20 protein-coding genes are annotated in these 19,840 nt (G+C 62.9%); all 20 read left to right on the top strand.

Translation table 11 applies throughout. The features are described from left to right. The first annotated feature begins 92 nt into the window (after nucleotides 1-92). The 20 genes from V3388_RS08210 to V3388_RS08115 all read left to right on the top strand — a co-directional run bounded on the left by V3388_RS08210 (nucleotide 93) and on the right by V3388_RS08115 (nucleotide 19,840). Nucleotides 93-1,538 (top strand): hypothetical protein, encoded by a 1,446-nt coding sequence (locus V3388_RS08210; protein WP_336367039.1) that lies wholly within the window; start codon nucleotides 93-95, stop codon nucleotides 1,536-1,538. Between the two features lie 256 nt (nucleotides 1,539-1,794). Further along, nucleotides 1,795-2,010, top strand: a complete 216-nt coding sequence (locus V3388_RS08205) for a Flp family type IVb pilin (RefSeq protein ID WP_336367038.1) — start codon at nucleotides 1,795-1,797, stop codon at nucleotides 2,008-2,010. Nucleotides 2,011-2,170: 160 nt separating this feature from the next. Continuing rightward, the gene (locus tag V3388_RS08200; protein ID WP_336367037.1) at nucleotides 2,171-2,617 is read left to right on the top strand and encodes a TadE/TadG family type IV pilus assembly protein; all 447 of its coding nucleotides are present in this window, start codon (nucleotides 2,171-2,173) and stop codon (nucleotides 2,615-2,617) included. Between the two features lie 43 nt (nucleotides 2,618-2,660). Beyond that, entirely contained in the window at nucleotides 2,661-3,545 is an 885-nt protein-coding gene (gene cpaB / locus V3388_RS08195) for a Flp pilus assembly protein CpaB (protein WP_336367036.1), read from the top strand. Then, the gene (locus tag V3388_RS08190) at nucleotides 3,535-4,701 is read left to right on the top strand and encodes a type II and III secretion system protein family protein (RefSeq protein ID WP_336367035.1); all 1,167 of its coding nucleotides are present in this window, start codon (nucleotides 3,535-3,537) and stop codon (nucleotides 4,699-4,701) included. The genes cpaB and V3388_RS08190 overlap by 11 nt, the downstream gene beginning before the upstream one ends. Nucleotides 4,702-4,711: 10 nt before the next feature. Continuing rightward, nucleotides 4,712-5,905, top strand: a complete 1,194-nt coding sequence (locus V3388_RS08185; protein ID WP_336367034.1) for a response regulator receiver-like protein — start codon at nucleotides 4,712-4,714, stop codon at nucleotides 5,903-5,905. Nucleotides 5,906-5,916: 11 nt separating this feature from the next. Further along, nucleotides 5,917-7,110 (top strand): CpaF family protein, encoded by a 1,194-nt coding sequence (locus V3388_RS08180; RefSeq protein WP_336367033.1) that lies wholly within the window; start codon nucleotides 5,917-5,919, stop codon nucleotides 7,108-7,110. Beyond that, nucleotides 7,107-8,021 (top strand): type II secretion system F family protein, encoded by a 915-nt coding sequence (locus V3388_RS08175; RefSeq protein WP_336367032.1) that lies wholly within the window; start codon nucleotides 7,107-7,109, stop codon nucleotides 8,019-8,021. The genes V3388_RS08180 and V3388_RS08175 overlap by 4 nt, the downstream gene beginning before the upstream one ends. Continuing rightward, entirely contained in the window at nucleotides 8,014-8,886 is an 873-nt protein-coding gene (locus tag V3388_RS08170) for a type II secretion system F family protein (protein WP_336367031.1), read from the top strand. Before V3388_RS08175 ends, V3388_RS08170 begins: the two co-directional genes overlap by 8 nt. Nucleotides 8,887-8,934: 48 nt before the next feature. Then, on the top strand, nucleotides 8,935-9,270 hold the full coding sequence (locus V3388_RS08165) for a hypothetical protein (RefSeq protein ID WP_336367030.1): 336 nt from the start codon (nucleotides 8,935-8,937) through the stop codon (nucleotides 9,268-9,270). Continuing rightward, nucleotides 9,251-11,080 (top strand): pilus assembly protein TadG-related protein, encoded by a 1,830-nt coding sequence (locus tag V3388_RS08160; protein WP_336367029.1) that lies wholly within the window; start codon nucleotides 9,251-9,253, stop codon nucleotides 11,078-11,080. The genes V3388_RS08165 and V3388_RS08160 overlap by 20 nt, the downstream gene beginning before the upstream one ends. 4 nt (nucleotides 11,081-11,084) lie before the next feature. Beyond that, nucleotides 11,085-13,469: a GAF domain-containing SpoIIE family protein phosphatase gene (locus tag V3388_RS08155; protein ID WP_336367028.1), complete on the top strand. Its 2,385-nt coding sequence runs from the start codon at nucleotides 11,085-11,087 to the stop codon at nucleotides 13,467-13,469. Between the two features lie 2 nt (nucleotides 13,470-13,471). Next, nucleotides 13,472-13,909, top strand: coding sequence for an ATP-binding protein (locus V3388_RS08150; protein ID WP_336367027.1), 438 nt, complete (start codon nucleotides 13,472-13,474; stop codon nucleotides 13,907-13,909). Further along, the gene (locus tag V3388_RS08145) at nucleotides 13,890-14,258 is read left to right on the top strand and encodes an STAS domain-containing protein (protein WP_336367026.1); all 369 of its coding nucleotides are present in this window, start codon (nucleotides 13,890-13,892) and stop codon (nucleotides 14,256-14,258) included. The genes V3388_RS08150 and V3388_RS08145 overlap by 20 nt, the downstream gene beginning before the upstream one ends. A 13-nt stretch (nucleotides 14,259-14,271) precedes the next feature. Continuing rightward, complete coding sequence (locus V3388_RS08140; RefSeq protein WP_336367025.1) at nucleotides 14,272-14,670, top strand: hypothetical protein; 399 nt, start codon at nucleotides 14,272-14,274, stop codon at nucleotides 14,668-14,670. A gap of 34 nt (nucleotides 14,671-14,704) precedes the next feature. Further along, nucleotides 14,705-14,983, top strand: a complete 279-nt coding sequence (locus V3388_RS08135; protein WP_336367024.1) for a hypothetical protein — start codon at nucleotides 14,705-14,707, stop codon at nucleotides 14,981-14,983. A gap of 51 nt (nucleotides 14,984-15,034) precedes the next feature. After that, complete coding sequence (locus V3388_RS08130; protein ID WP_336367023.1) at nucleotides 15,035-15,589, top strand: sugar transferase; 555 nt, start codon at nucleotides 15,035-15,037, stop codon at nucleotides 15,587-15,589. After that, nucleotides 15,586-17,535: a polysaccharide biosynthesis protein gene (locus V3388_RS08125; RefSeq protein WP_336367022.1), complete on the top strand. Its 1,950-nt coding sequence runs from the start codon at nucleotides 15,586-15,588 to the stop codon at nucleotides 17,533-17,535. Before V3388_RS08130 ends, V3388_RS08125 begins: the two co-directional genes overlap by 4 nt. A gap of 149 nt (nucleotides 17,536-17,684) precedes the next feature. After that, a complete protein-coding gene (locus tag V3388_RS08120; RefSeq protein WP_336367021.1) occupies nucleotides 17,685-18,692 on the top strand; it encodes an NAD-dependent epimerase/dehydratase family protein in 1,008 nt (335 codons plus the stop codon). 5 nt (nucleotides 18,693-18,697) lie between these two features. After that, nucleotides 18,698-19,840: a glycosyltransferase gene (locus tag V3388_RS08115; RefSeq protein ID WP_336367020.1), complete on the top strand. Its 1,143-nt coding sequence runs from the start codon at nucleotides 18,698-18,700 to the stop codon at nucleotides 19,838-19,840.

Raw genomic sequence — 19,840 nt, 5'->3', positions numbered from 1 at the left:
ATTCAACCTCAGCGGGGACCAAAAGGAGCTATGGTACCATCGAACCCTTTTGCGGAACACGCGCCCTTTTTAACCACACCGACGTGAGCGCCATGCCCAGAGACTCGTCCCAGACCGCCGCCGGAGCCGCTCCGCGCAACGAACTGATGTTTCCATCCGAGCCTATTCGCGGCCGGTCGCTGATGAACCTGAAGATGATGCTGGAGAGCTACCTCGGCGGCGATGGCGTCGGCGGCGAGGTGCGTGATCTGGACCTCGCCATGCTGATGAACGTCCCGCTGAACCGTCTGAGCCAGCTCAAGAGGGCGCGCTCGTCCATCGAGACCGTGGGCCGGGACGTGGACACCGAAGCGGGCGACGATGAGTCGGACGATGACGATGCCCGGAGTGCCGCGGTGGGCGAGTTGGAGGCTGTCCCGCCCGACGCCGCTGATCTGCCAGGCCTGCGCCCGAATCAGGCGATTCTCGTTCGCCTGTTGCTCCAGCATCCGGAATGGGTGCCGATGCCTTTGCGGCCTTCACCCGCGGCCCTGTTCGAGCTGCTGCAGCCGTTCATGCCGGCTCCGGCAGGGAAGGGCGGTTTTGCGCCCCTGTTCGGGCGCTCGTCGGTCTCCTCCTACAAAATGCTGGCGGACACCGATGCCGGCACCCAGGCCGCCGGCGTGCCCGTGGTGCGGCTGCAATTGCTGGTGGTCGGGCAATACGCCCGGGTGTTTGCCGCGGCCCTGCGGGAGGAGGCTGCGGCCGACACGTCGGCTCCGGATTCGGTGATGCAGACGTTGGCGGCCAGAAGCGGCTGGGGGCTGCTGCGGGAGCGGGATTCGCTGACGGACTGGATGGGCGACGATCAATTGCTGCGGTTCGAGGCCCGGGTGGCCGAGGGGTTCCGGCACTGGTTTGAAGACCAGTACCTGGCAGTACTGGCAGACGAAGCCCGTTCAAGGGATCTCTCCCTGGACGAGGCCCTGGTCAAAGGGAAATGGGCGAACAGCGCGCCGGTGAGCGACGCGGACTTCGCCACTTACAGCCGGCCCCAAAAGCCCATTCTGGGCCGTGCCGACAGCCTGTTCTCCCTGTTCCGGGAGAGCTTCGGCCTGACCAGTGCCGAGGCCTACTGGGTACTGGGGCTCCAGGTAAAAGCGTTCTACCGTTTCCGACAGCGCCCGGACCGGCGGGTAGACGCACCAACGGCGATACTCCTTCGTTACCTGTTCCGATATCCGGGCGACATTGACCTGTTTATTCCGCCGCCCATGGCCGGTGCCGACATCCTTGAGGCGATTCGCCGAGAGCGCCCGGACCTGCGGACCAGTCAGCTTGGGCCATTATTCGGGGCCTCCCGGGTAATGAGCTACGATTTTGCCAGTGAAGGTACGCCTTGCCCGTTCTTTGCGCGGCGTCTATCCATGGTGTTCAGTGCCTGTACGCGGGCCGGCGAACCCATCGTCGAGGCGCTCTGGGACTGCGTTGAAGACGAAGTGCGTGCCCGTGGACTGAGCCTCGAGCAGTTCTGGCGGGACGGGCGGTGGCATCAGTAAATAGATGCCCGCCAAACTGTCGAACAAATTTACAATTATTTGCAATTATCTGCGGTAATGAGGACCAAGTCCGGATAGACTGAGGCTTAGTTCATAGTTTTCTATGAATACGTTCATGGTTTTCTATGTGATGACCCATAACGACAAGACCGAGCGACAAACGGTGGGCATCAACCAAAGTCTGGTCACTGCCCTTCGGATTCGAACCGGCATCCAAATACTAGGTTCAGGGAAGCGGTAATTAAGGAGCTTAAGGATGTTGATGAATAATAAACGTACCCATCGTGTTACCCCCTCATTGACCAGCCGCAAGCGCCAGAAAGGGGCCTCGTCGCTGGAATACCTCATGCTGGCCGCCGTCATCATTGCGATTCTGGTCACGGTCAGTACAGACAACGCCATTTCCGACAAGATCACAGCGACCTTCGACAGTTTGTTCAGCGATGTTCAGAGCGCCGCGAATGGCGGCTGACGCCGTCCTGGCAGCAACCTGAGCAGACAGCCGCACCGGCTCAGGCCGGTGCGGGTTCATCGGCGTTTCTCGACAGAGCTTCGCATCCCGTATCCGGGGTCATCTCGGCGCAGCCGGGGGACGTTTGTCGAGCAACGCCAGTAGTCTGGAGGCTAATGGCATGAACGGTCGTCGCCATGATCGAAACCGGGGCGTCATCTCCCTGGAATTTGTCTTCATATTCCCGATTATCGTCGCGCTGATCTACGGCGCGGCCAGTTATGGCGTGGTGTTTTTCAGCAAGTACCAGATGCAGTCGGCGGTGGACAACGCCGCCGCCTCGGTGTTTTCGCTGGACCGTCGCGACTCGGCCACGTTTGCCAGTGATGCGGTGGCCCACAGCGACCAGGTCTTGGACAACCTGGCTCAGAAACTGCCGCCGCTGGTTGCGACGCGCATCGCGTCCAGCCGGTGTCTGGTCGCCACGGAAGACGGCATGGAACTGCTTCAGTGCGAGCTCGTGGCGGATGCCGGTGCTTCGGCGTTTCTGCCCCAGGTGAGGCTTTTCGGGAGTGCCTTCCCGCCGTTACCCAAGGAACTGATCGCGAGCGCGTCCATCGCCTTCTGAGCAGGGCCGGTCGCCAATACCCTGACATCAGAGGATGCGTTTGATGAAGTCCAGGTTCGTGTATGTATTGCCCTCCCTCGTGCTGGCATTGCTGGCCGTGGGCCTGGCGTTTTACGGTCTGATGTCGGGCCCCGAGCGAAGCGGTTCGCGCCCCGCCCAGCCGCAGGCGCCGGTCCCGCAACCAACACCGGGGCACGACTACCTGCTGGCGCTGAACGCGCTCCAACCCGGCACCGTACTGGCGAAAACGCAGTTTGAAACCGTGCGCTCGGATACCGCCCTGGCGGATGCCATCGCCGCGGGTGACGCGCCTTTTGGCGCCCCCATCAGCCGGGGCCTCAAGGCCGGCGAGCTGCTGACCAGAAGCGCTTTCATTGACGCTACCGTGCTGCAGGCAGCGTTGCCCCCGGGCACTCGGGCCATGGCCTTTTCCCTTGATGCCCTGTCCAGCGTTGGCGGCCTGGTGGAGCCGGGCGACCGGGTAGATCTGCTCGGCACCGTCAAGGGCAGCCGGAACGGCGATACCGTCACCCTTGGGCTCAGCCACAATCTCGAGGTACTGGCGGTGCGCGGCAAAGTCGCCGGCTCAGAGGACGATACGAGCGGCAACACCGATGCGCGCCGCAACCAGACCATGGTGCTGGCGGTGCCAGACAACGATGTGGCCAAGCTGGCCCTGGCTCAGACCCAGACCACCCTCAGCGTGGTTGCCAGCCGGCCCGATGCCGGCGCGTTGCCGGCCATCAAAGCCTCCAGCAAAGACGTCCCGGTGGCGTATCTCTCGGATATCCTGCCGAGTGTGAAGCCACCTGCAACCACACGGGCCGGCACCGGTTCGTCGACCGCAAAGCAGGCGCCGCCGCCACCGCCGGGCACCAGGGTCAACATCTTCGAAGGGTCTGAAAAGAGGAGCGTTTATGTCCGCTGATCGCGCTGCGGCGCTCGTGTGTATGCTGTTGGCGGGGCTGGCGCTTGCCGGCGTTGCCCAGGCCGCCAACCAGCGGATTGCCCTTGGCCCGGGGGAGCAGCAGGTACTGGCGTTCCCGGGAACCCTGGCCACGATTTCCGTTTCCGATCCCGAGGTGGCCTCCGTGGCGGCCTCCGGGAAGCGGGACGTCCTGGTCACCGGCAAAGCCTCCGGTACCACCACGGTGCGGGTATGGTTGCAGGGCGAGGACCAGCCCCGAGTCACCCAGTTTCAGGTGTCGGACCTCTCCGGCGACCGCAACCCGACACCGATGCAGGTTCAGACGGACATCCGGATCGTGGAGGTCAACCGTTCCGAGCTGAACAGCCTGGGGGTGTATTACGCCCGGCTGTTTAACGGCGGCGAAAACAGCATCACCATCGCCCCGCCGGGTGCTGGTGCCCGAGGTTTTGGTAGCGCGCGTTCGGCGGCGGCCCCGATCAGCACCGAAGGTTTTAACCTGTTTAGCTTTGGCTCCAGCTCCCTGAGCATCATCAATGCCCTGGAGTCCGGTGGCTTTGCCTACACCCTGGCTGAGCCCTCGCTGGTCAGTCTCAGTGGGCAGACAGCCACCTTCCTGTCTGGCGGGGAATTCCCCATTCCCGTGTCGTCCAACAACGGCGATATCCAGATCGAGTTCAAACAGTTTGGCGTCAGCCTCGCGCTTACCCCCACCGTGGTGGATGAGGACCAGATTGTCCTGAAAGTGGCTCCGGAGGTCAGCGAGCTGGATTTCTCCTCTGGGGTGACCACCGGCGGTGTCTCCGTGCCCGGGCTGCGGGTGCGCAAAACCGAGACCATGGTGTCCATGGCGTCCGGGCAGAGCTTTATCATCAGCGGCCTGGTCAGCCGGGCCACGTCCAATAACAGCGACCGGATTCCGGGCCTTGGGGACATCCCGATTCTCGGCGCGTTCTTCCGCTCTGACCGCGTGTCATCGGAGAACAAGGAACTGATCATGGTGGTCACGCCGCACCTGGTCAGCCCCATGGATGAGCTGCCGCTGGAAGCCCGCAATTTCGGCAAGGCCTACGGCGAAAGCAGCACCGGCTTCCTCGACATGATGGGCAATTCCAACCGCCCCTACGAACCCATTGAAAACGGGCTGAGCTGGTAAGGAGGCCGCTATGAACGACAGCATTATCTGTGTGGCCGATGATGTCGGCGTCCGGGTCTGGCTTGAGCGCCTGCTGGAGTCCGAATGGAACCTGGAATGCGTAAGCTCCTCCGATCTGTCCCGGGTCAGCCGGCTCGCCCAGGCCACCGGCGCGCCGGTGGTTATCGTGGCGGTGGATGAGGGCGACGCCGAGCGGACCATCAAAGTGTTCGAGGCGGTGCACAAAGCCTGTCCGGACGCGAGCCTGATGGGCGTATCCCAGCGCATCTCCCAGGACCTGCTGTTGAACATCATGCGCGCCGGCGCCCGGGACTGCCTGATTACCGGCACCGATGCCGACACCGCGCGGGAACGCATCCGTCGTACCGTCGATAGCGCCCGGCGCGGGGGCGAGTCCGGCGGCCGTCGACGGCAGGCGTCGGTGACGGTGGTGGCGTCCGCGTCGCCGCTGGTGGATACCCGGTTCTTCGCCCAGAATTTCGCCTGCATCCTGAACGAAATCCTGAAGGACGAGACCATCCTGGCGATTGATTCAAACGCCGATCCCAACAAAACCTTCTACTTCGATAACCTCAACCGGGTCACGCTCTCCGACCTCGTGACTCGAAGCGACAGCATCGACCAGGCCTTCATCGACACGGCCCTCGAGGAGTACGCGCCCGGCCTCCGCCTGCTGTCCGGCAAGATGACGCCGGACGGGCTCAAGGGCGATTCCGGCGCGGATCTCTATATTGCCGGTGCCCAGCTCGCCACCCTCTTTGATCACGTGGTGATTCGTGTGAACACGGCGCAGGTGGAGCCCTGGCTGCGGGCCATGGGATCGGACGTTGACCAAGTGATCCTGGTCTCGCACCCGACGGTGGACCAGGTGCAGGGCACTGAGGCCCTGCTGTCGGCTGCCAAAGGCTGGGTCAGCAAAGATTGCCGGTTCTACTTTGTGCTGGACGGCTATGAAAAGCGCAGCAGCATCGCGTTACCGGAGATTGAGAAAACCGTCGGCCAGGGCGTCGATCTGACCCTGTCCATTGCCTGGCGCTCCCGGCTCGATTCGATGAATGCGGGTGTGCCCATCACCCTCGTGCCCACCAAAAGCACCTACGAATCCCGAATGAAGACGTTTATTCGCCGGCGCTTTCTCCAGAATGCCGGCGACGCGCCGGGTCGGAGCTTCCCATCCACGCTGTTTGCCCGCGTTGGCGGTTGAGGACCTGAGCCATGGCCACCCGAATCGACGACGAGTACCAGGCCCTCAAGCGCAGCGTTCACCTGTACGTCATTGAGCGTCTGGACGATGAGGGCCTGGAAATGGACCGGGCCGATCGCTCGCAGATCACCCGGCTGATCCAGGCCAGCGTTGACCAGTATGTCGCGAACCACAAGATCCCCATGGCGAGTTCCGACCACGCGGTTCTTGTACGGGAAATGGTGGATGAGGTCCTGGGCTTTGGTCCTCTGGAGCCACTGCTGGCGGACCCCCAGATCAACGATATCCTGATCAACGGCGCCCGTAACGTGTTCGTGGAAATTGCCGGGGTGCTCCAGAGGGTTCAGACCCGCTTCGTTGACGACGACCATGTGCTGCGAGTTATCCGCCGCATTCTGGCCCCCCTCGGCCGCCGCCTGGATGAAAGCAGCCCGATGGTGGACGCCCGGCTGCCGGACGGCTCCCGGGTGAACGCCATCATCCCGCCGATTGCGCTGGACGGCCCGTCCATGTCGATCCGGAAGTTCAACAGCAAACACCTGACCGCCGCCGAACTGGTTAACCTCGGCTCCATGACCAACGACTGCCTGACGCTGCTCACCGGCATCGTCGAAGGCCGGCGCAACCTGCTGGTCAGCGGCGGCACCGGCACCGGCAAAACCACCATACTGAACCTGCTCAGCGCGTTCATCCCCAAGGACGAGCGCATTGTGACCATTGAGGACTCGGCGGAACTGCAACTGAACCATCCCCACATCGTCCGCCTGGAGACCCGCCCGGCCAACGCCGAGGGCACCGGCCGGGTAAGCGCTCGGGATCTGGTGGTGAACGCTCTGCGGATGCGGCCGGACCGTATAATCGTGGGGGAGGTCCGCTCCGGGGAAATCATCGAGCTGCTTCAGGCCATGAACACCGGCCACGAAGGCTCCATGAGCACCATCCACGCCAACACCGCCAAGGACGCGCTGATCCGTATTGAAACCCTGCTGGCGGTGAACGGCTACGATGCCGGCGAGCAAGCCATTGCGCGGCTGATCGGCTCGTCGCTGGATGTGATTGTCCAGCTTGCCCGCCTGCCCAACGGCCGGCGTCTGGTCAGCGAGGTGGTGGCACTGAAGCCCACCAAAGCCAACCCCTATCGGATGGAGACCCTGTACCGTTCCCGCGAGATCGAATGGGCGGAGCTGGAGGGCACGGATTCATGAGCCAGCAGATGATCTGGCTGGCGTGCCTGATGACCGGCTTCGGAGCGCTGGTGGTGATGTTCTCCCAGCTGCTGATCAGTCAATGGCTGGCGGGCTCGGCCATCCGCAAGCGAGTGTCCCGGCGCCTGTCTGCGGAGCTCGTTGAAGAGGCCCAGGCGCCGGTGGTGGATCTGGGGCCGGTGGAAAACCTGCTGCTCCGGGCCGGTGTGAAGCTCTCGCCCGCCCGGGCGCTGCTGATCGCGGCGACGCTGGCGGTGGTGCTGGCACTGGTCGTGGTCTATAGGGGCTGGGTGGAAGCGGCCATAGCGCTGTTTTTCGTGATCACGCTGCTGGTGACCCTCTGGCGGGTGCGATTCGAACGACAGCGTCGCGCCATTCAGGACGAGCTGCCCGGGCTGCTGGACGACCTGTTGCGGTCGCTCTCCGTCGGCCGGTCGGTGGAGCAGAGCGTTCAAAGCGCCTTCAGCGATGCCTCGGCGGTTTTCGAGGCCATGGCGTTCCGGCTGCGCAACGCGATTGCCCAGGGCCGGGACTACACCCAGGTGCTGGATGCTTTCGCCGGGCTCTACCAGGTGACGGCGCTGAAGCAGATTGCCATCGCCCTGCGCACCGCTTCCCGATTCGGCTCGTCGGTGCGGCCCGTGGTGTCGGAGGTGGCCAAGGCCATTCGAGCCCAGCAGGAGCTGCGCCGGGAGTTCCTGGCCGCCACGGCGGAAACCCGGTTTACCGCCGTGGTGTTTGCCATCATGCCGCCGGCGCTGGCGGTGTACATGGTGGTGATCAACAAGGAATTTGGTGAAAAGCTGCTGGGCTCGGACACCGGCATGACGCTGCTTTACATTGCCGGCGCGCTGCAGGTGGGCGGCATCGTCATGATCTGGAACCTGATTCGGAGGGTGGGGCGTGAATAACCTGCTGTACCTCGCCGCCGCCCTGCTGGGCCTGGCCGCCATCATTGTGGTGGTATACGGCGCGCCCCGTTGGGCCCTGAAAATTCGCACCAGCGCCCGGTTGCGTCGCCAGCGGGTGGACCTGGATGGGCCCGGCGGGGAATCCGCCACACGTCAGTCCCTGATCTGGCTGGTGGACCGCAAACTGTTCGCCGGAGACTTCCAGGAACTGGAACCCGCGCTGGACGCCACCGGCCGCCGTGGCAGCGGTGCCCGGGCCTACTACCTGGCACTGTGCTGGGTCCTGCCGGCGGCGGTCGCGGCGGTGGCGTTCCACCTGTTCGACGTGGTCAGCGCTGCCCTGGCGTTGCTGGGCAGCTTTTACCTGCCCCGGCGGTTTATCCGTAGCGCCGGCCGTTCAGCGGAAATTCAGCAAAACCGGGAAGCCATCGAGCTGTGCCACATGACCCGCATGCTGATGGAGGCGGGCCTCAGCCCCGAACGTTCCCTGAAACTGATCGCGCACCAGGCCCGGGAACTGATGCCCGGGCTGATCTACCGGATTGATCGATTCAACCGGGTGATGGACAGCGGGGCTGACCGCACCGCCGCCCTGAACGAGCTCGGCCACAACCGCAACCTGACCGTGTTGCGCAGCTATGTTGCCTTGCTGAAACAGGCCGGCACCCTGGGTTCCCGGGTGGCGGGTGGCCTGGACCAGATTATCGAAGAAGCCCAGCAGCAGGAACGGGGCAAGCTCAAGGAACAGACCAACCGCATCGGTGCCCGGATGACGGTCATCATGATGCTGTTCATGCTGCCCTCACTGTTCATGCTGATCGGCGGGCCGGCGGTGCTGGCCATTATTGACGCATTCCAGAGGTAGCCCGGCGGTTGCCCGGCACCGGACGATTCACCCAGACGGGAGTTGCCCATGCACACACGGATCTGTAACGCCACGCTGGCTCTGCTACTTGCGGCCGCGCCGGCGCTGGTGACCACCGCCGCGCAAGCCGGCGAACGGCCGGAGGCCACTATGACCGTGAGCGCGGATACCACCGATGCCGCAGGCCTGATGGGGGTGCAAACCCATGCCGGGCCGTCGTCCGATGTCCGCAAAGCGCTGCAGGCCCAGGCCAGCCAGCCGCCCCGGGGCGGCGAGTTGAGTGACCGGGTGGTGGTGAAAACCCTGCAGCGGCTGTCCGACAGCTTCGATCAGCCCATTCCCGAGCAGTTGAAGGCACCGAGCCGTGGCCCGAGCAACCCGTAGGCGGTTTACCGGTCTTCAGAGGCAGCGGGGCATTCTGATCCTGACCACCCCGCTGCTGCTCATCATGGTGGCGCTGTTCGCCACCCTGTTGATTGATGGTGCACGCCTGCTGATGGTGCGTTCGAACATGCAGAGCATCGCCAACGCCGCGGCCACCGCCGCCGCCGACGAAACCGAGAGCTGCACCGCCGGCGATGCCGCCTTCAGTGCCATGCGCGATCGGGCACTGGCCGCCGCTTCCGCTGCCGGATTCAGCGAGGGCGACGGCACCCTCGAGGTGGTGCCCGGCGTGCTCGAACGCGGCCCGGAGCCCAACGGCCCGCTGGCGTTTACCGGCGTGGACCCCGCCAGCGGCATGGCCCGCACCAACGCGGCAAGAGTGCGCTATACCCGCACCGAACCATTGTTTTCACTGATTCCGTCCTCCGCGCTGGACCCGATTGCCCTTGGCGTTACCGCCACGGCCCGCAAAGACGTCTACGCGGCCCTGAGCGCCACCGGCAACACCGCGAGCATTGAAGGCGGCCTGCTCGGCCAGTTGATTGACGGCATCACCGGCAGCGGTGGCCATACCGTGAACGTGACCGACCTGGATGCCACCGTGATTACCCTGGGGGATCTGCTGGACGCCGTGGGCGTGGATTCCCTGGCCGGCCTTGCTGAGGCGCCGCTGGCGGATGTGCTGGGCGCCGCCTCCGGGCTGGTGGGCGGCCCGGCTTCGTCGGCGGGCGGGCTATTGGATGATCTGATCGGTGCCGCCGGTATCAGCGGCCTCAAGGCTTCTGCAGTCTTCGACGTGGTAGGCGACGTGCCGGCCCGGCTGGACGCGGGCGTGCCCGTATCGGATGTGGTGCTCAGCACCGTGCTCAACAGCGTCAAAGCCTTGAACAACTCTACCGGCGGCCTGCTGTCCGTCAGCCTGGATACCAGCAACTCCACGCTCCTGGGCGGCCTGGATGGAGCCCTGCCCCTGCTGGGGGATGTGGACGTCTCCCTGGGGCTTGGGGTGCGCGAACCCCCCAAACTGGTGTTCGGCCCGGCGCGACAGAACAGCAGCGGTGAGTGGATGACCCGGCTTCGGGCCTCGGACCTGGTAGTGCAGGCGGATGTGGACATCGGCTTGGCGACCGGGGAAGTCGGCGATCTGCTCTCCACCCTGACCCTGGGCATACTGAACATCGCCGCGCTGGACCGCATCCACGTGCCGCTCGCCATCCAGGCGGGTGGAGGCGAGGCCACCCTGGTGGGCGCCCGCTGTGCACGCGGCAGCGACAATACCGCGGATTTCGAGTTTGCGGTTCAGCCGAAACTGGCCAGCATTGAGAGCGGCATGATCAGCGGCGCCAGCGGCACCGTGACCCCGGAGGCCATCCAGGCCCAGATTCTCAACCTGAACGTAACGCTTTTGAACGCCACGCTGTTGGATGCGGACGTGTGCCTGAACGCCGATCTGGCGGTGGCGGTGGAGGGCGATGCCACGGTCGGCCAGGTCCAGGGCTACAACCTGTATTGCCCGGACGGCCAGTGCCAGACCCAGCCGGCGGGCATAAACGGCGGCGCGCTCGATAACCTCGACGTTGCCCTGAGCAACGTCAGCCTGCAGTGTGGCAGCAATCCGGCGCCCAACGCCTTGCTGAACGCGCTCATCACACCGGTCACCAGCACCGTCGCCAGCGTTACCGAACCCGTTCTCTCTGGGCTGGTGGCGCCCTTGCTGACCGCGCTGGGGGCGGACCTTGGCGGCGTGCAGGTCACCGTGCTGGGCGCCGATCAATCGGGCGCCCGACTGGTGGAAAATGTCGTGGAGTAACGGGGTGGCAGCTTATCTCCCCGATGGCCAACTCGGGGCGCTTGCGGCGGTGGACCCGATGCTCTGGGGCCTTGCTGGTCTGACGGTACTGCTTGGGCTGATATTGCTTGTTTTCGTGGTGCGTGGCGCCCGGCAGCAACGCCAGTCCGCCGCCCGGGAGCAGGCCATGGCACGCGACCTGGAAACGGCCCGAAGACAGTGGCGCTCTGCCGTCAACGACACCCGCGCGCTGCTGGATCACGACACCTCCGTGGTTCTGGTGTTCGAGCGCTCTCGGCTCACCTTGCTGTACGCCAATCAGCAGGCCCTGGAGCTGTTTGGCTGTGCCAACGTGGACGAGGTGTCCGAGCGGGTGCTGATGAACCCGGACGCCTGGCAGCCGAAACCCCACGCCTTGCTGGATTTTGAGCGCTGGCTGGACAACCTGCGCAGTACCGGTACTCAGCGCAGTGAGTGGTTATTTACCGGCGCGGAGCGGCAGGGCATCTGGATGGACTGCGTGGTGGCCAATACGGCCTTCGAAGGGCAGCCCGCCCGGTTGCTGACCGGCCACAACATCCACGCTTACAAGACCGACCGGGCGGCCGACCGCCTGCGCAACCGGGTGCTCACCGCCATCAATACCGGCGAGCCCCTGGATACGGTTATCGACAGCCTGTGCACCCTGGCGGAAACCCGCCTGGGCGACGGCCGCTGCCAGATTGCCCTTTACGACAGCCAGCGGGACCGCTTGGTCAACCATGGCACGTCGACCTTCGCCCGGGCCCTGAACACCGCCTTGCCCTCCGTGCCTGCCACGTACGGCGCCACCTCCATCGGCACCGCCGCTTTCACCAAAGCCCGGGTGCTGTGTGACCGTATCCAGGATGATCACCGCTGGCAGGGATACACCCACGTGGTCGCCCAGGTGGGCGTTCAGGCGGTCTGGTCGGAACCGGTGTTGGGGGGCAACGGCGCGCTGCTTGGCGTGATTTCACTGTTCAGCCAGCGAATGGGCACGCCGGATGAGAGTAGGCTCCAGGAAATGACCGCCATCGTTTCGCTGGCCGGTCTGGCGGTAGAGCGCCAGCAATGGCGGGAGCGGCTGGAGGCGTCGGCGGACCGGGAGAAGTTCGTTCGGGAGCTGGGTGTGGACATGGTCAACCTGCCCGGCGGCGATGGCTTTCTGACGGGGTTCCGGGAGCTGCTGCAACGGGTCGTGGCCCACTACGGGCTCGGAGCGCTCGTGGTGTGGGAGCGTTCCGCGGAGGACCGAGCGTTCAGGCCGTTGGCGGGTTCCAATATACGTGCTCCCAGTGCCCCGAGCGGCGACGATCATCCGGGGTTGCCGGAGGCCAGGCTGGACGGGCAGGGGCTGATCGCCGGCCCCCAGTACCTTACCGGCCAGCACGATCTGTATCACCCGCTACGGCTGTCCGAGGACGGCCGACCCGTGCTTATCCTGCCTCTGCCGGATGTCGGCCACGGCACCCCCGAAACGCGCCCGCTGGGCTTTGTGACGGCCCAGTCCCGCCACGTCTTTATTGCCCAGGACATCATCGAACACCTGCAGGTGATTGCTTCGATGATCCGCACCGTGCTGCTCAACCGGCGCCTGGTGCAGTCGCTGTCCGCCGCGATGGAGCGGGAGCAATCGGCCCGCCAGAAGCTGGAGAGCGAGCTGTCGGTGGCCCGCACCATCCAGATGTCCATGGTGCCCGGCGGCGGCCGGTTCCGGGAGCAGTACCGCAACTGGACCATCGAGGCCTGGCTGCACCCGGCCAAAGCGGTGGGCGGGGATTTGTACGAGTTTATTCGCCTGCCCGGCGGCAACATTCTGGTGGCGGTGGGGGATGTGTCCGACAAAGGCGCGCCGGCCGCGCTGTTCATGGCCCGCACGGTCAGCCTGCTGAACTTCCTTGCGCGCAGCTTTGATGGCGATCTTGCCCGCATCGCCCCCAGCCTGAACCGGGAACTCTGCCGGGCCAACGATGCCTGCATGTTTGTCACCATGGTGCTGGGCACTCTGGATCTCGCCACGGGCGACTGTACCTGGGTGAACGCCGGCCATAACCCGCCGATGCTGGCGGACGCCCACATTTACCCACGCCTGCTGAATCGGGAGCCGGATTCGCCGTTTGGCCTCTATGAAGACGCGACCTACCGCGTCGGCCGTGCCACAATTGGCGAAGGGCAGAGCGTGACCCTTTACAGCGATGGGGTCACCGAAGCGTTCGATGCGAACGGCCAGGAATTCGGGGACGACCGGCTGCTCAGCATGGGCTACCGGGCCGCCAGCCAAGCCGAGGGCCCGCTCGATTTCATGCGGGCGCAGGTCGGCGCGTTTATCGGCGATGCCGGCCAATCGGACGACATTACTCTGATGACCATCCAGCATCACGGGTTGTAAGCATGGAGCTGACCGTTTCATCCACGGACACCACAGCCGGTATTCTCGAACGCCTCGGCGGCGCGGCCGGCCTGCGCGAACTCTCGGACGATCGCGCGTCTGACTGCTGCGTGATCATTGACGAATTTCACGCCAATATGCGCGCCCACGTGTGGCCCGCTTCGCCCGGCGAACCCTGGCAACTGAGCGTGACGGCCGCTAACGGCACTATTACAATGGCGTTTCGGTATCGCGGCCCGTGTTTCGATCCGAGCCAGGGCCAGCCGGTGAAGGAGCAACCCATCGAATACCGCCGTATTGGCGGTTTGGGGCTGGCCATTATCGCCGAACTGAGCGACCACATGGACTATAGTTATCAACAGGGCCTGAACACCCTGACCGTCACCCTCCATGCACCGCAACCACCCAAGGAAGACGATCATGTCGTTAAAGATCATTGAGCGTAAAACATCGGACGAAGCCGTCAGCCTTGAGTTGCAGGGCTCACTGGACAGCGACACGGCGCCCCAGCTGGACGAGTGCCTGGCCCGCGTAGCCGGCCCTGAGACCCGGGTGATTGCCCTGGAGCTGTCCGAACTCACGTTTATCAGCTCCGCGGGCCTGCGGGTGATTTTCAAAACCCTCAAGCAGCTCAAGGCGCGGGGTGGCCAGATTACCGTCTCCGGCATGAGCAAAGGCGTGCGCAAAGTGTTTGAGATTGTGCGGGTGATGCCCGATCTCACCGTGTTCGCCAGCCAAAAGGAAATGGACGACTACCTGGAAGCCGTCCAACGCCGGGCGGAACTCTAGGGCAGGAGGCAGCGTGTCTATTGTATTGGATGGAACCGTCGGCATTCAGCGGGACGACCGGGGCGACATCGCCAACGTCGTCTGGTTTCTGTACGGCTTGCCCCAGGACGACGGCGAACCCCGCAACGCGGTGTTCCTGAACGAATCCTTCGGCAAGAACTCGCCCCAGATGGTTTCCTTCGACATGGGTGGCGAGGAATACGTGATCTACGCGGACTGGGACCAGGCGCCGGAACGGCTCAAGGCCCATGAATTACGAAACTTTTATCGAAAATACGGGTTCATCCTGATTTCAAGCCTCCGGGAGAATGCGACGCTGGAATCCGAAAGCCTGAGACGGGAGTGGGTCACCCCCGTGAAGTGCTACGACGACTACGTGACCATGATCAGCGATCTGGCCAGCGTCGGCTGACCGACGCACCAGCCACAAACACGAGGAAGCCGCCATGAACCAGACTTACGACACCGCCTACCAGTCCGCTGTGGAGGCGATGATTGCGGAAGGCATGGATGTGTTTCTGCTGAATGGGCGGGCGGTGCGGGAGCGGCAGCGGCAGCGGAAAGACCGGGCATGCGCCGAGGGCTTCATGGGTGAAGAACTTGTGCGTTCCCTGACCAGCCGCTGCAACGGTTCCCTGGCGGTCAGCGAGGCCAGCGCTCAGCGTTTGGGTACGCGTTCCGGCCAATTGGCCACCGCAAAGCGAAAATCAACGATTCAAAACTGAAGTTACCGCCAGATCCACCAAGTCTGCAAGACTCACTGAAAGGACGTTTTCGTGCAACGCACCCTGGATATCCTGCTCGCCGCCCTGGGCCTCACGGTTGGCGCTCCTGTGCTGTTGCTTCTTTTGCTAGCCGGCTATTGTGATACGCGATCCCCTCTGTTCATCCAGCTTCGTGTCGGCCGCGACGAGCGCCCCTTCCGGCTGGTAAAATTCCGCACCATGAAACGGGGCACCGCTTCGGTTGCCACGCACCTGGCAGACGCAGCCGCCGTGACTCGGTTGGGCGCTTTCCTCCGCCGAACCAAGCTCGACGAGTTGCCACAACTCTGGAACGTGCTGACAGGGAATATGAGCCTCGTCGGCCCGAGGCCTTGCCTGCCATCCCAGACGGAATTGGTGGTCTGCCGCAGACAATATGGTGTGTTTGGGGTTAGGCCCGGGATTACCGGGCTCGCACAGGTGCGGGGTATCGATATGTCCACGCCTGAGTTATTGGCACGGACAGATGCCCAGATGATCAGCGAGATGACCCTGAAGCGGTATTTTTATTATATTCTTATAACCGCAGTAGGGCGGGGCACCGGTGATCGAGTGAGGCAAGGATGAGTAAAGCAATAAGCAGGTTACGGGATTGGTTGTTCGAGCGGCCCCGGTCGCAAAAGCGGCTGATTTCCGTTGCTGCGGATGTTGTCTTCATCGCGGTCGCGCTCTGGATTGCCTTTTCCCTCCGTTACGAAGACCGCGCCTGGCTGCCCAATCAGCACCAGTCTATGGCGCTTGCCCTTACGGCCGCCGTCTCCATCATTGTGTTCATCCGTATCGGCTTGTATCGGGCTGTTATCCGTTACATCAGTGAGAAAGTTCTGCTGGTTATGGTAACGGGCGTCGTGGCCTCCGCGATAACGCTGATTATTTCCGGCTTTCTGGTGCACGCCACCATTCCTCGATCGGTTCCCGTTATCTACGCGTCGTTGCTGTTCATTATGGTGGCGGGCACCCGGTTCAGCGTTCGCGGCATGATTAATCGCCCCCGGGAAAAGGCCAAGGGACGCGTGTTGATTGTCGGTACCGGCCCGAAAGCGCTTCAGCTTCATTACGCGCTGATTCAGGGCACCGAATATCGCCCCATGGGCTTTGTTTCCCTGGACAGCCACAAGCACAAGGCTCTCATCGCGGGTAACATCGTTTACAGCATTGGTCACATCAAGCGTGCGGCCAGTGAGCAGGGCATACAGCGAATTTTTCTGGCGTTGGAAGACAAAAGCGAAGTCAGCCGCCGCGAATTGATTGAACGCCTTGAGGAAGTGCATGTGCCGGTTCAGACGGTGCCGGGCATGTCTGAACTCGTTTCCGGGCAGGCGCGCATCAATGATATTCGTGACCTGGACATCGCCGACTTGCTCGGGCGTGACCCGGTTGAGCCAAACAAGGCGGTTGTCGCTGACAGTCTCAGGGGCAAGGTGGTGATGGTGACGGGCGCCGGCGGGTCCATTGGTTCGGAGCTATGTCGCCAGATTTCGCTGAACGGTCCGGCGGCCATTGTCCTGCTGGAGCAAAACGAATACGCGTTGTACCAAATTGAGCGGGAGCTTCGCTCCATTGTTTCAATCGGCGGCCTCGAGGTGAACATTCATGCACTGCTCGGAAGCGTTGTTCATCGCCGCCGATGTGAAACCATCATGCGGGAACACGGCGTTGAGATTGTTTACCATGCTGCGGCGTATAAGCACGTGCCACTCGTGGAAAACAACGTCATTGAGGGCATACAGAACAATGTCATGGGCACATGGCACTGCGCTGAGGCCGCTATATCCGCTGGTGTAGAGAAATTTGTTTTGATCTCAACGGACAAGGCGGTGCGGCCCACGAACGTCATGGGCGCGTCCAAGCGCCTGGCCGAACTTGTCCTCCAGGGCATGGCTCTGCGTCAGAAGCGGACCGTATTTTCGATGGTTCGCTTCGGCAACGTGCTCGGCTCATCCGGGTCTGTGGTACCGCTGTTTCGGGACCAGATCAGGGACGGCGGCCCGGTTACCGTGACCCATCCCGACATTATCCGCTATTTCATGACGATTCCCGAGGCGAGTCAGTTGGTGTTGCAGGCGGGGGCTATGGGGCAGGGCGGAGAGGTTTTCGTGCTTGACATGGGCCAGCCCGTCAAAATCGCAGATCTCGCTAGAAAAATGATTCGGTTGATGGGCCTGACGGAGCGAACCAACGAGCACGCCGGTGGCAACATTGAAATCATCTACACCGGGCTCCGCCCCGGCGAGAAGCTGTACGAGGAGCTGTTGATCGGCGGCTCGCCTCGCGCGACTGCTCACCCCCGCATTCTGATGGCGCGGGAGAGCAGCATGCCGTGGAGCGACATTTCTGCCCTGCTTGATCAGTTGAACAACGCTTGCAAACGATTCGACATCAAGGCGGTCGTGGAATTGCTGGAGGGTGCAGAAACAGGGTACACGGGGGGCAGTGCGCGGCCGCGCATTGAAGAACGTGAACCTCCGGAGCGAAAAGCCGCGGGGGCCAATGTAACGCGCCTTCCCCTGTGACGCCCGGATGAACGTTGCTCAACTGCCGCCCAACGCTACAGTTTGTTAGTCGCTCAATCCGGCTAGTTCATCCCGTGAGAGCGCTCGATATGGTAACATCGCGCGTTTGATCAATGGGTGACTTACGAACCCATCTCCGGGAATGTCCCTTGGAGTTAGCAACCATCGGATTTTGTTATTCGAGTTCAGTCAGGAACACCGTGCACAACCAGACTCTCATAGCCATCACCGGAGCCAATGGCTTCATTGGCAGCTTCCTCGTACGTTCACTGGAAAGCGACGGATCACGGGTTCGGCGACTGGTTCGCAATGGTGGCGTGGACGGGCGCTGCCACGCGGTCGGTGATCTGGCGGCAGAGCCCGAGTGGCTTGAAAGCCTGCGTGGTGTCGACACGGTTGTTCATTGTGCTGCGTTTGCGGAGAAACCCGAGGGGCCGCTGGCGACCGAACGCCTTTTCAGAGTCAACCGGGACGCCGTCGCGGCACTGGCCAAGGCATGCCAAGACGTTGGCGTTCGTCGGTTGATCTTTCTCAGTTCAGTGAAGGTGTATGGCGAGGTGTCGTCTGATCAGGGCGGCTTCAGCGAGGCCGATACACTCAGTCCTGACGACGATTACGGTATGAGTAAAGCCGAAGCGGAACAACTGTTGCTCGCTGGCGGCTGCGCAAAAAACCTGGATGTTTGCGTGCTTCGGCTGCCCCTGGTTTATGGGCCCGGCGTCAAAGGCAATTTCGCGCGCCTCATGCGCCTGGCCTACCGGGGCATGCCGTTACCGCTGGCCTCAGTGGACAATCGCAGAAGTCTGCTCGGCCTTGATAATCTGGCAGCCGTTGTCGCCGCGCTGGTTTTGGATGAGCGCAAGCTCAATGACGTGTTCAATGTTGCCGACCCCACCACCATGTCTACACCCGAGTTGCTGAGATCGCTCGGGTCGGCCCGCCACTGCACGCCCAGGCTGTTCCGCTTCCCGGTTCCCTTACTCAGGGTCGCGGCGCGAATGGTTGGCGTGTCGGCCTCGTTCGCGAAACTGACGGAAAGCGCCGTGGTAAATACCACAAAGTTGGCTGCGGCCTTGCCGAACCTCCGCCTTGCCCCCACGGATGAGCTGATCCGGCGATACTTCAGTGACTGCTCGGCCGCCAACGGGGTTCAGTGATAGCAATGCGCGTTCTTCAGTTCTATCGGACCTATTTGCCGGAAACTCACGGTGGCGTTGAAGAAGCCATCCGCCAGATCTGTATAGGCACCCAGCGTTTCGGTATTGAGCATCGGGTGCTCACGCTGGCCCCGGTCAAACAGCAAACCGTTATTCAGCGCCCTGAGGCGCAAGTCATCCAGGTCCCCCTGCAACTGGAACCTGCCTCCTGCTCCATGGGCATTGCCACTTTTTCCGCCTATCGGGAGGCGGCACGCTGGGCCGACCTGATTCACGTTCATTACCCTTGGCCGTTTGCGGACCTCGTCCATACGCTCTCACGAGTCCACAAGCCGCTAGTGCTGACCTATCACTCGGACATTATTCGTCAGAACGCCCTCGAAAAACTCTACGCGCCTCTACGTGGCTGGTTTTTCCGCTCCGTGACCCGATTCGTGGCGACGTCACCCGATTACGCTGCATCCAGCCCCATACTGCAGGGCCTGGGCTCCCGCGTTAGCGTCATTCCCCTCGGGCTTGAGCCCGAGAGCTATTCAAACGCTTCCCCGGAGGCCCAGGAGCAGGTTCGGACGGCCTATGGGCACGGTTATTTTCTCTTTATCGGTGTTCTGAGATATTACAAAGGGCTTCGGTACCTGATAGAAGCCGCTGCCTTGAGCGGCTTGCCCGTTGTAATCGCTGGCCATGGGCCGGAAGCGGAAGCGCTGAAGCAGCAAGCGGAACGCGCCGGCGCGCCCAACGTGAAATTCGCCGGCTTTGTGTCCGACGACATCAAACAGGCGCTTATGGAAAATGCCAGAGCGGTTGTCTTTCCGTCATGTGAACGCTCAGAGGCCTTTGGTGTAACGTTGCTGGAAGGGCAGATGCACGGCCTGCCGCTGATCAGTTGCGACATCGGGACCGGAACCAGCTATGTCAATCAGAACGGCTTAACCGGCCTGGTCGTCCCGCCCCGGAATGCCGGTGCTCTGGCTGAAGCGATGGTTGCGCTCGCGCAGGACCCGGAACGCGCCCAAATGATGGGCCGCGCCGGGCGAGAACGATTTGAGGCGCACTTCTCCGGCCGGCAAGTCGGTGAACGCTACAGCCAGCTTTATCGTGAACTCTACGAACACAATACAAACACCCCACCAAGGACAGACAGGTAA

Source organism: Marinobacter sp. C2H3 (genome assembly GCF_037080155.1).
Classification (GTDB): domain Bacteria; phylum Pseudomonadota; class Gammaproteobacteria; order Pseudomonadales; family Oleiphilaceae; genus Marinobacter.
Note: the sequence above shows the minus strand (reverse complement) of the source record. Positions and strands in the feature narration are given on the sequence as shown.

What these genes read in the sequence shown, in the direction of transcription:
- V3388_RS08125 (WP_336367022.1), top strand. Translation starts at nt 15,586, where the DNA reads ATGAGTAAAGCAATAAGCAGGTTACGGGATTGGTTGTTCGAGCGGCCC.
- V3388_RS08150 (WP_336367027.1), top strand. Translation starts at nt 13,472, where the DNA reads ATGGAGCTGACCGTTTCATCCACGGACACCACAGCCGGTATTCTCGAA.
- V3388_RS08135 (WP_336367024.1), top strand. Translation starts at nt 14,705, where the DNA reads ATGAACCAGACTTACGACACCGCCTACCAGTCCGCTGTGGAGGCGATG.
- V3388_RS08185 (WP_336367034.1), top strand. Translation starts at nt 4,712, where the DNA reads ATGAACGACAGCATTATCTGTGTGGCCGATGATGTCGGCGTCCGGGTC.
- V3388_RS08210 (WP_336367039.1), top strand. Translation starts at nt 93, where the DNA reads ATGCCCAGAGACTCGTCCCAGACCGCCGCCGGAGCCGCTCCGCGCAAC.
- V3388_RS08200 (WP_336367037.1), top strand. Translation starts at nt 2,171, where the DNA reads ATGAACGGTCGTCGCCATGATCGAAACCGGGGCGTCATCTCCCTGGAA.
- V3388_RS08205 (WP_336367038.1), top strand. Translation starts at nt 1,795, where the DNA reads ATGTTGATGAATAATAAACGTACCCATCGTGTTACCCCCTCATTGACC.
- V3388_RS08145 (WP_336367026.1), top strand. Translation starts at nt 13,890, where the DNA reads ATGTCGTTAAAGATCATTGAGCGTAAAACATCGGACGAAGCCGTCAGC.
- V3388_RS08180 (WP_336367033.1), top strand. Translation starts at nt 5,917, where the DNA reads ATGGCCACCCGAATCGACGACGAGTACCAGGCCCTCAAGCGCAGCGTT.
- cpaB (WP_336367036.1), top strand. Translation starts at nt 2,661, where the DNA reads ATGAAGTCCAGGTTCGTGTATGTATTGCCCTCCCTCGTGCTGGCATTG.
- V3388_RS08165 (WP_336367030.1), top strand. Translation starts at nt 8,935, where the DNA reads ATGCACACACGGATCTGTAACGCCACGCTGGCTCTGCTACTTGCGGCC.
- V3388_RS08115 (WP_336367020.1), top strand. Translation starts at nt 18,698, where the DNA reads ATGCGCGTTCTTCAGTTCTATCGGACCTATTTGCCGGAAACTCACGGT.
- V3388_RS08175 (WP_336367032.1), top strand. Translation starts at nt 7,107, where the DNA reads ATGAGCCAGCAGATGATCTGGCTGGCGTGCCTGATGACCGGCTTCGGA.
- V3388_RS08190 (WP_336367035.1), top strand. Translation starts at nt 3,535, where the DNA reads ATGTCCGCTGATCGCGCTGCGGCGCTCGTGTGTATGCTGTTGGCGGGG.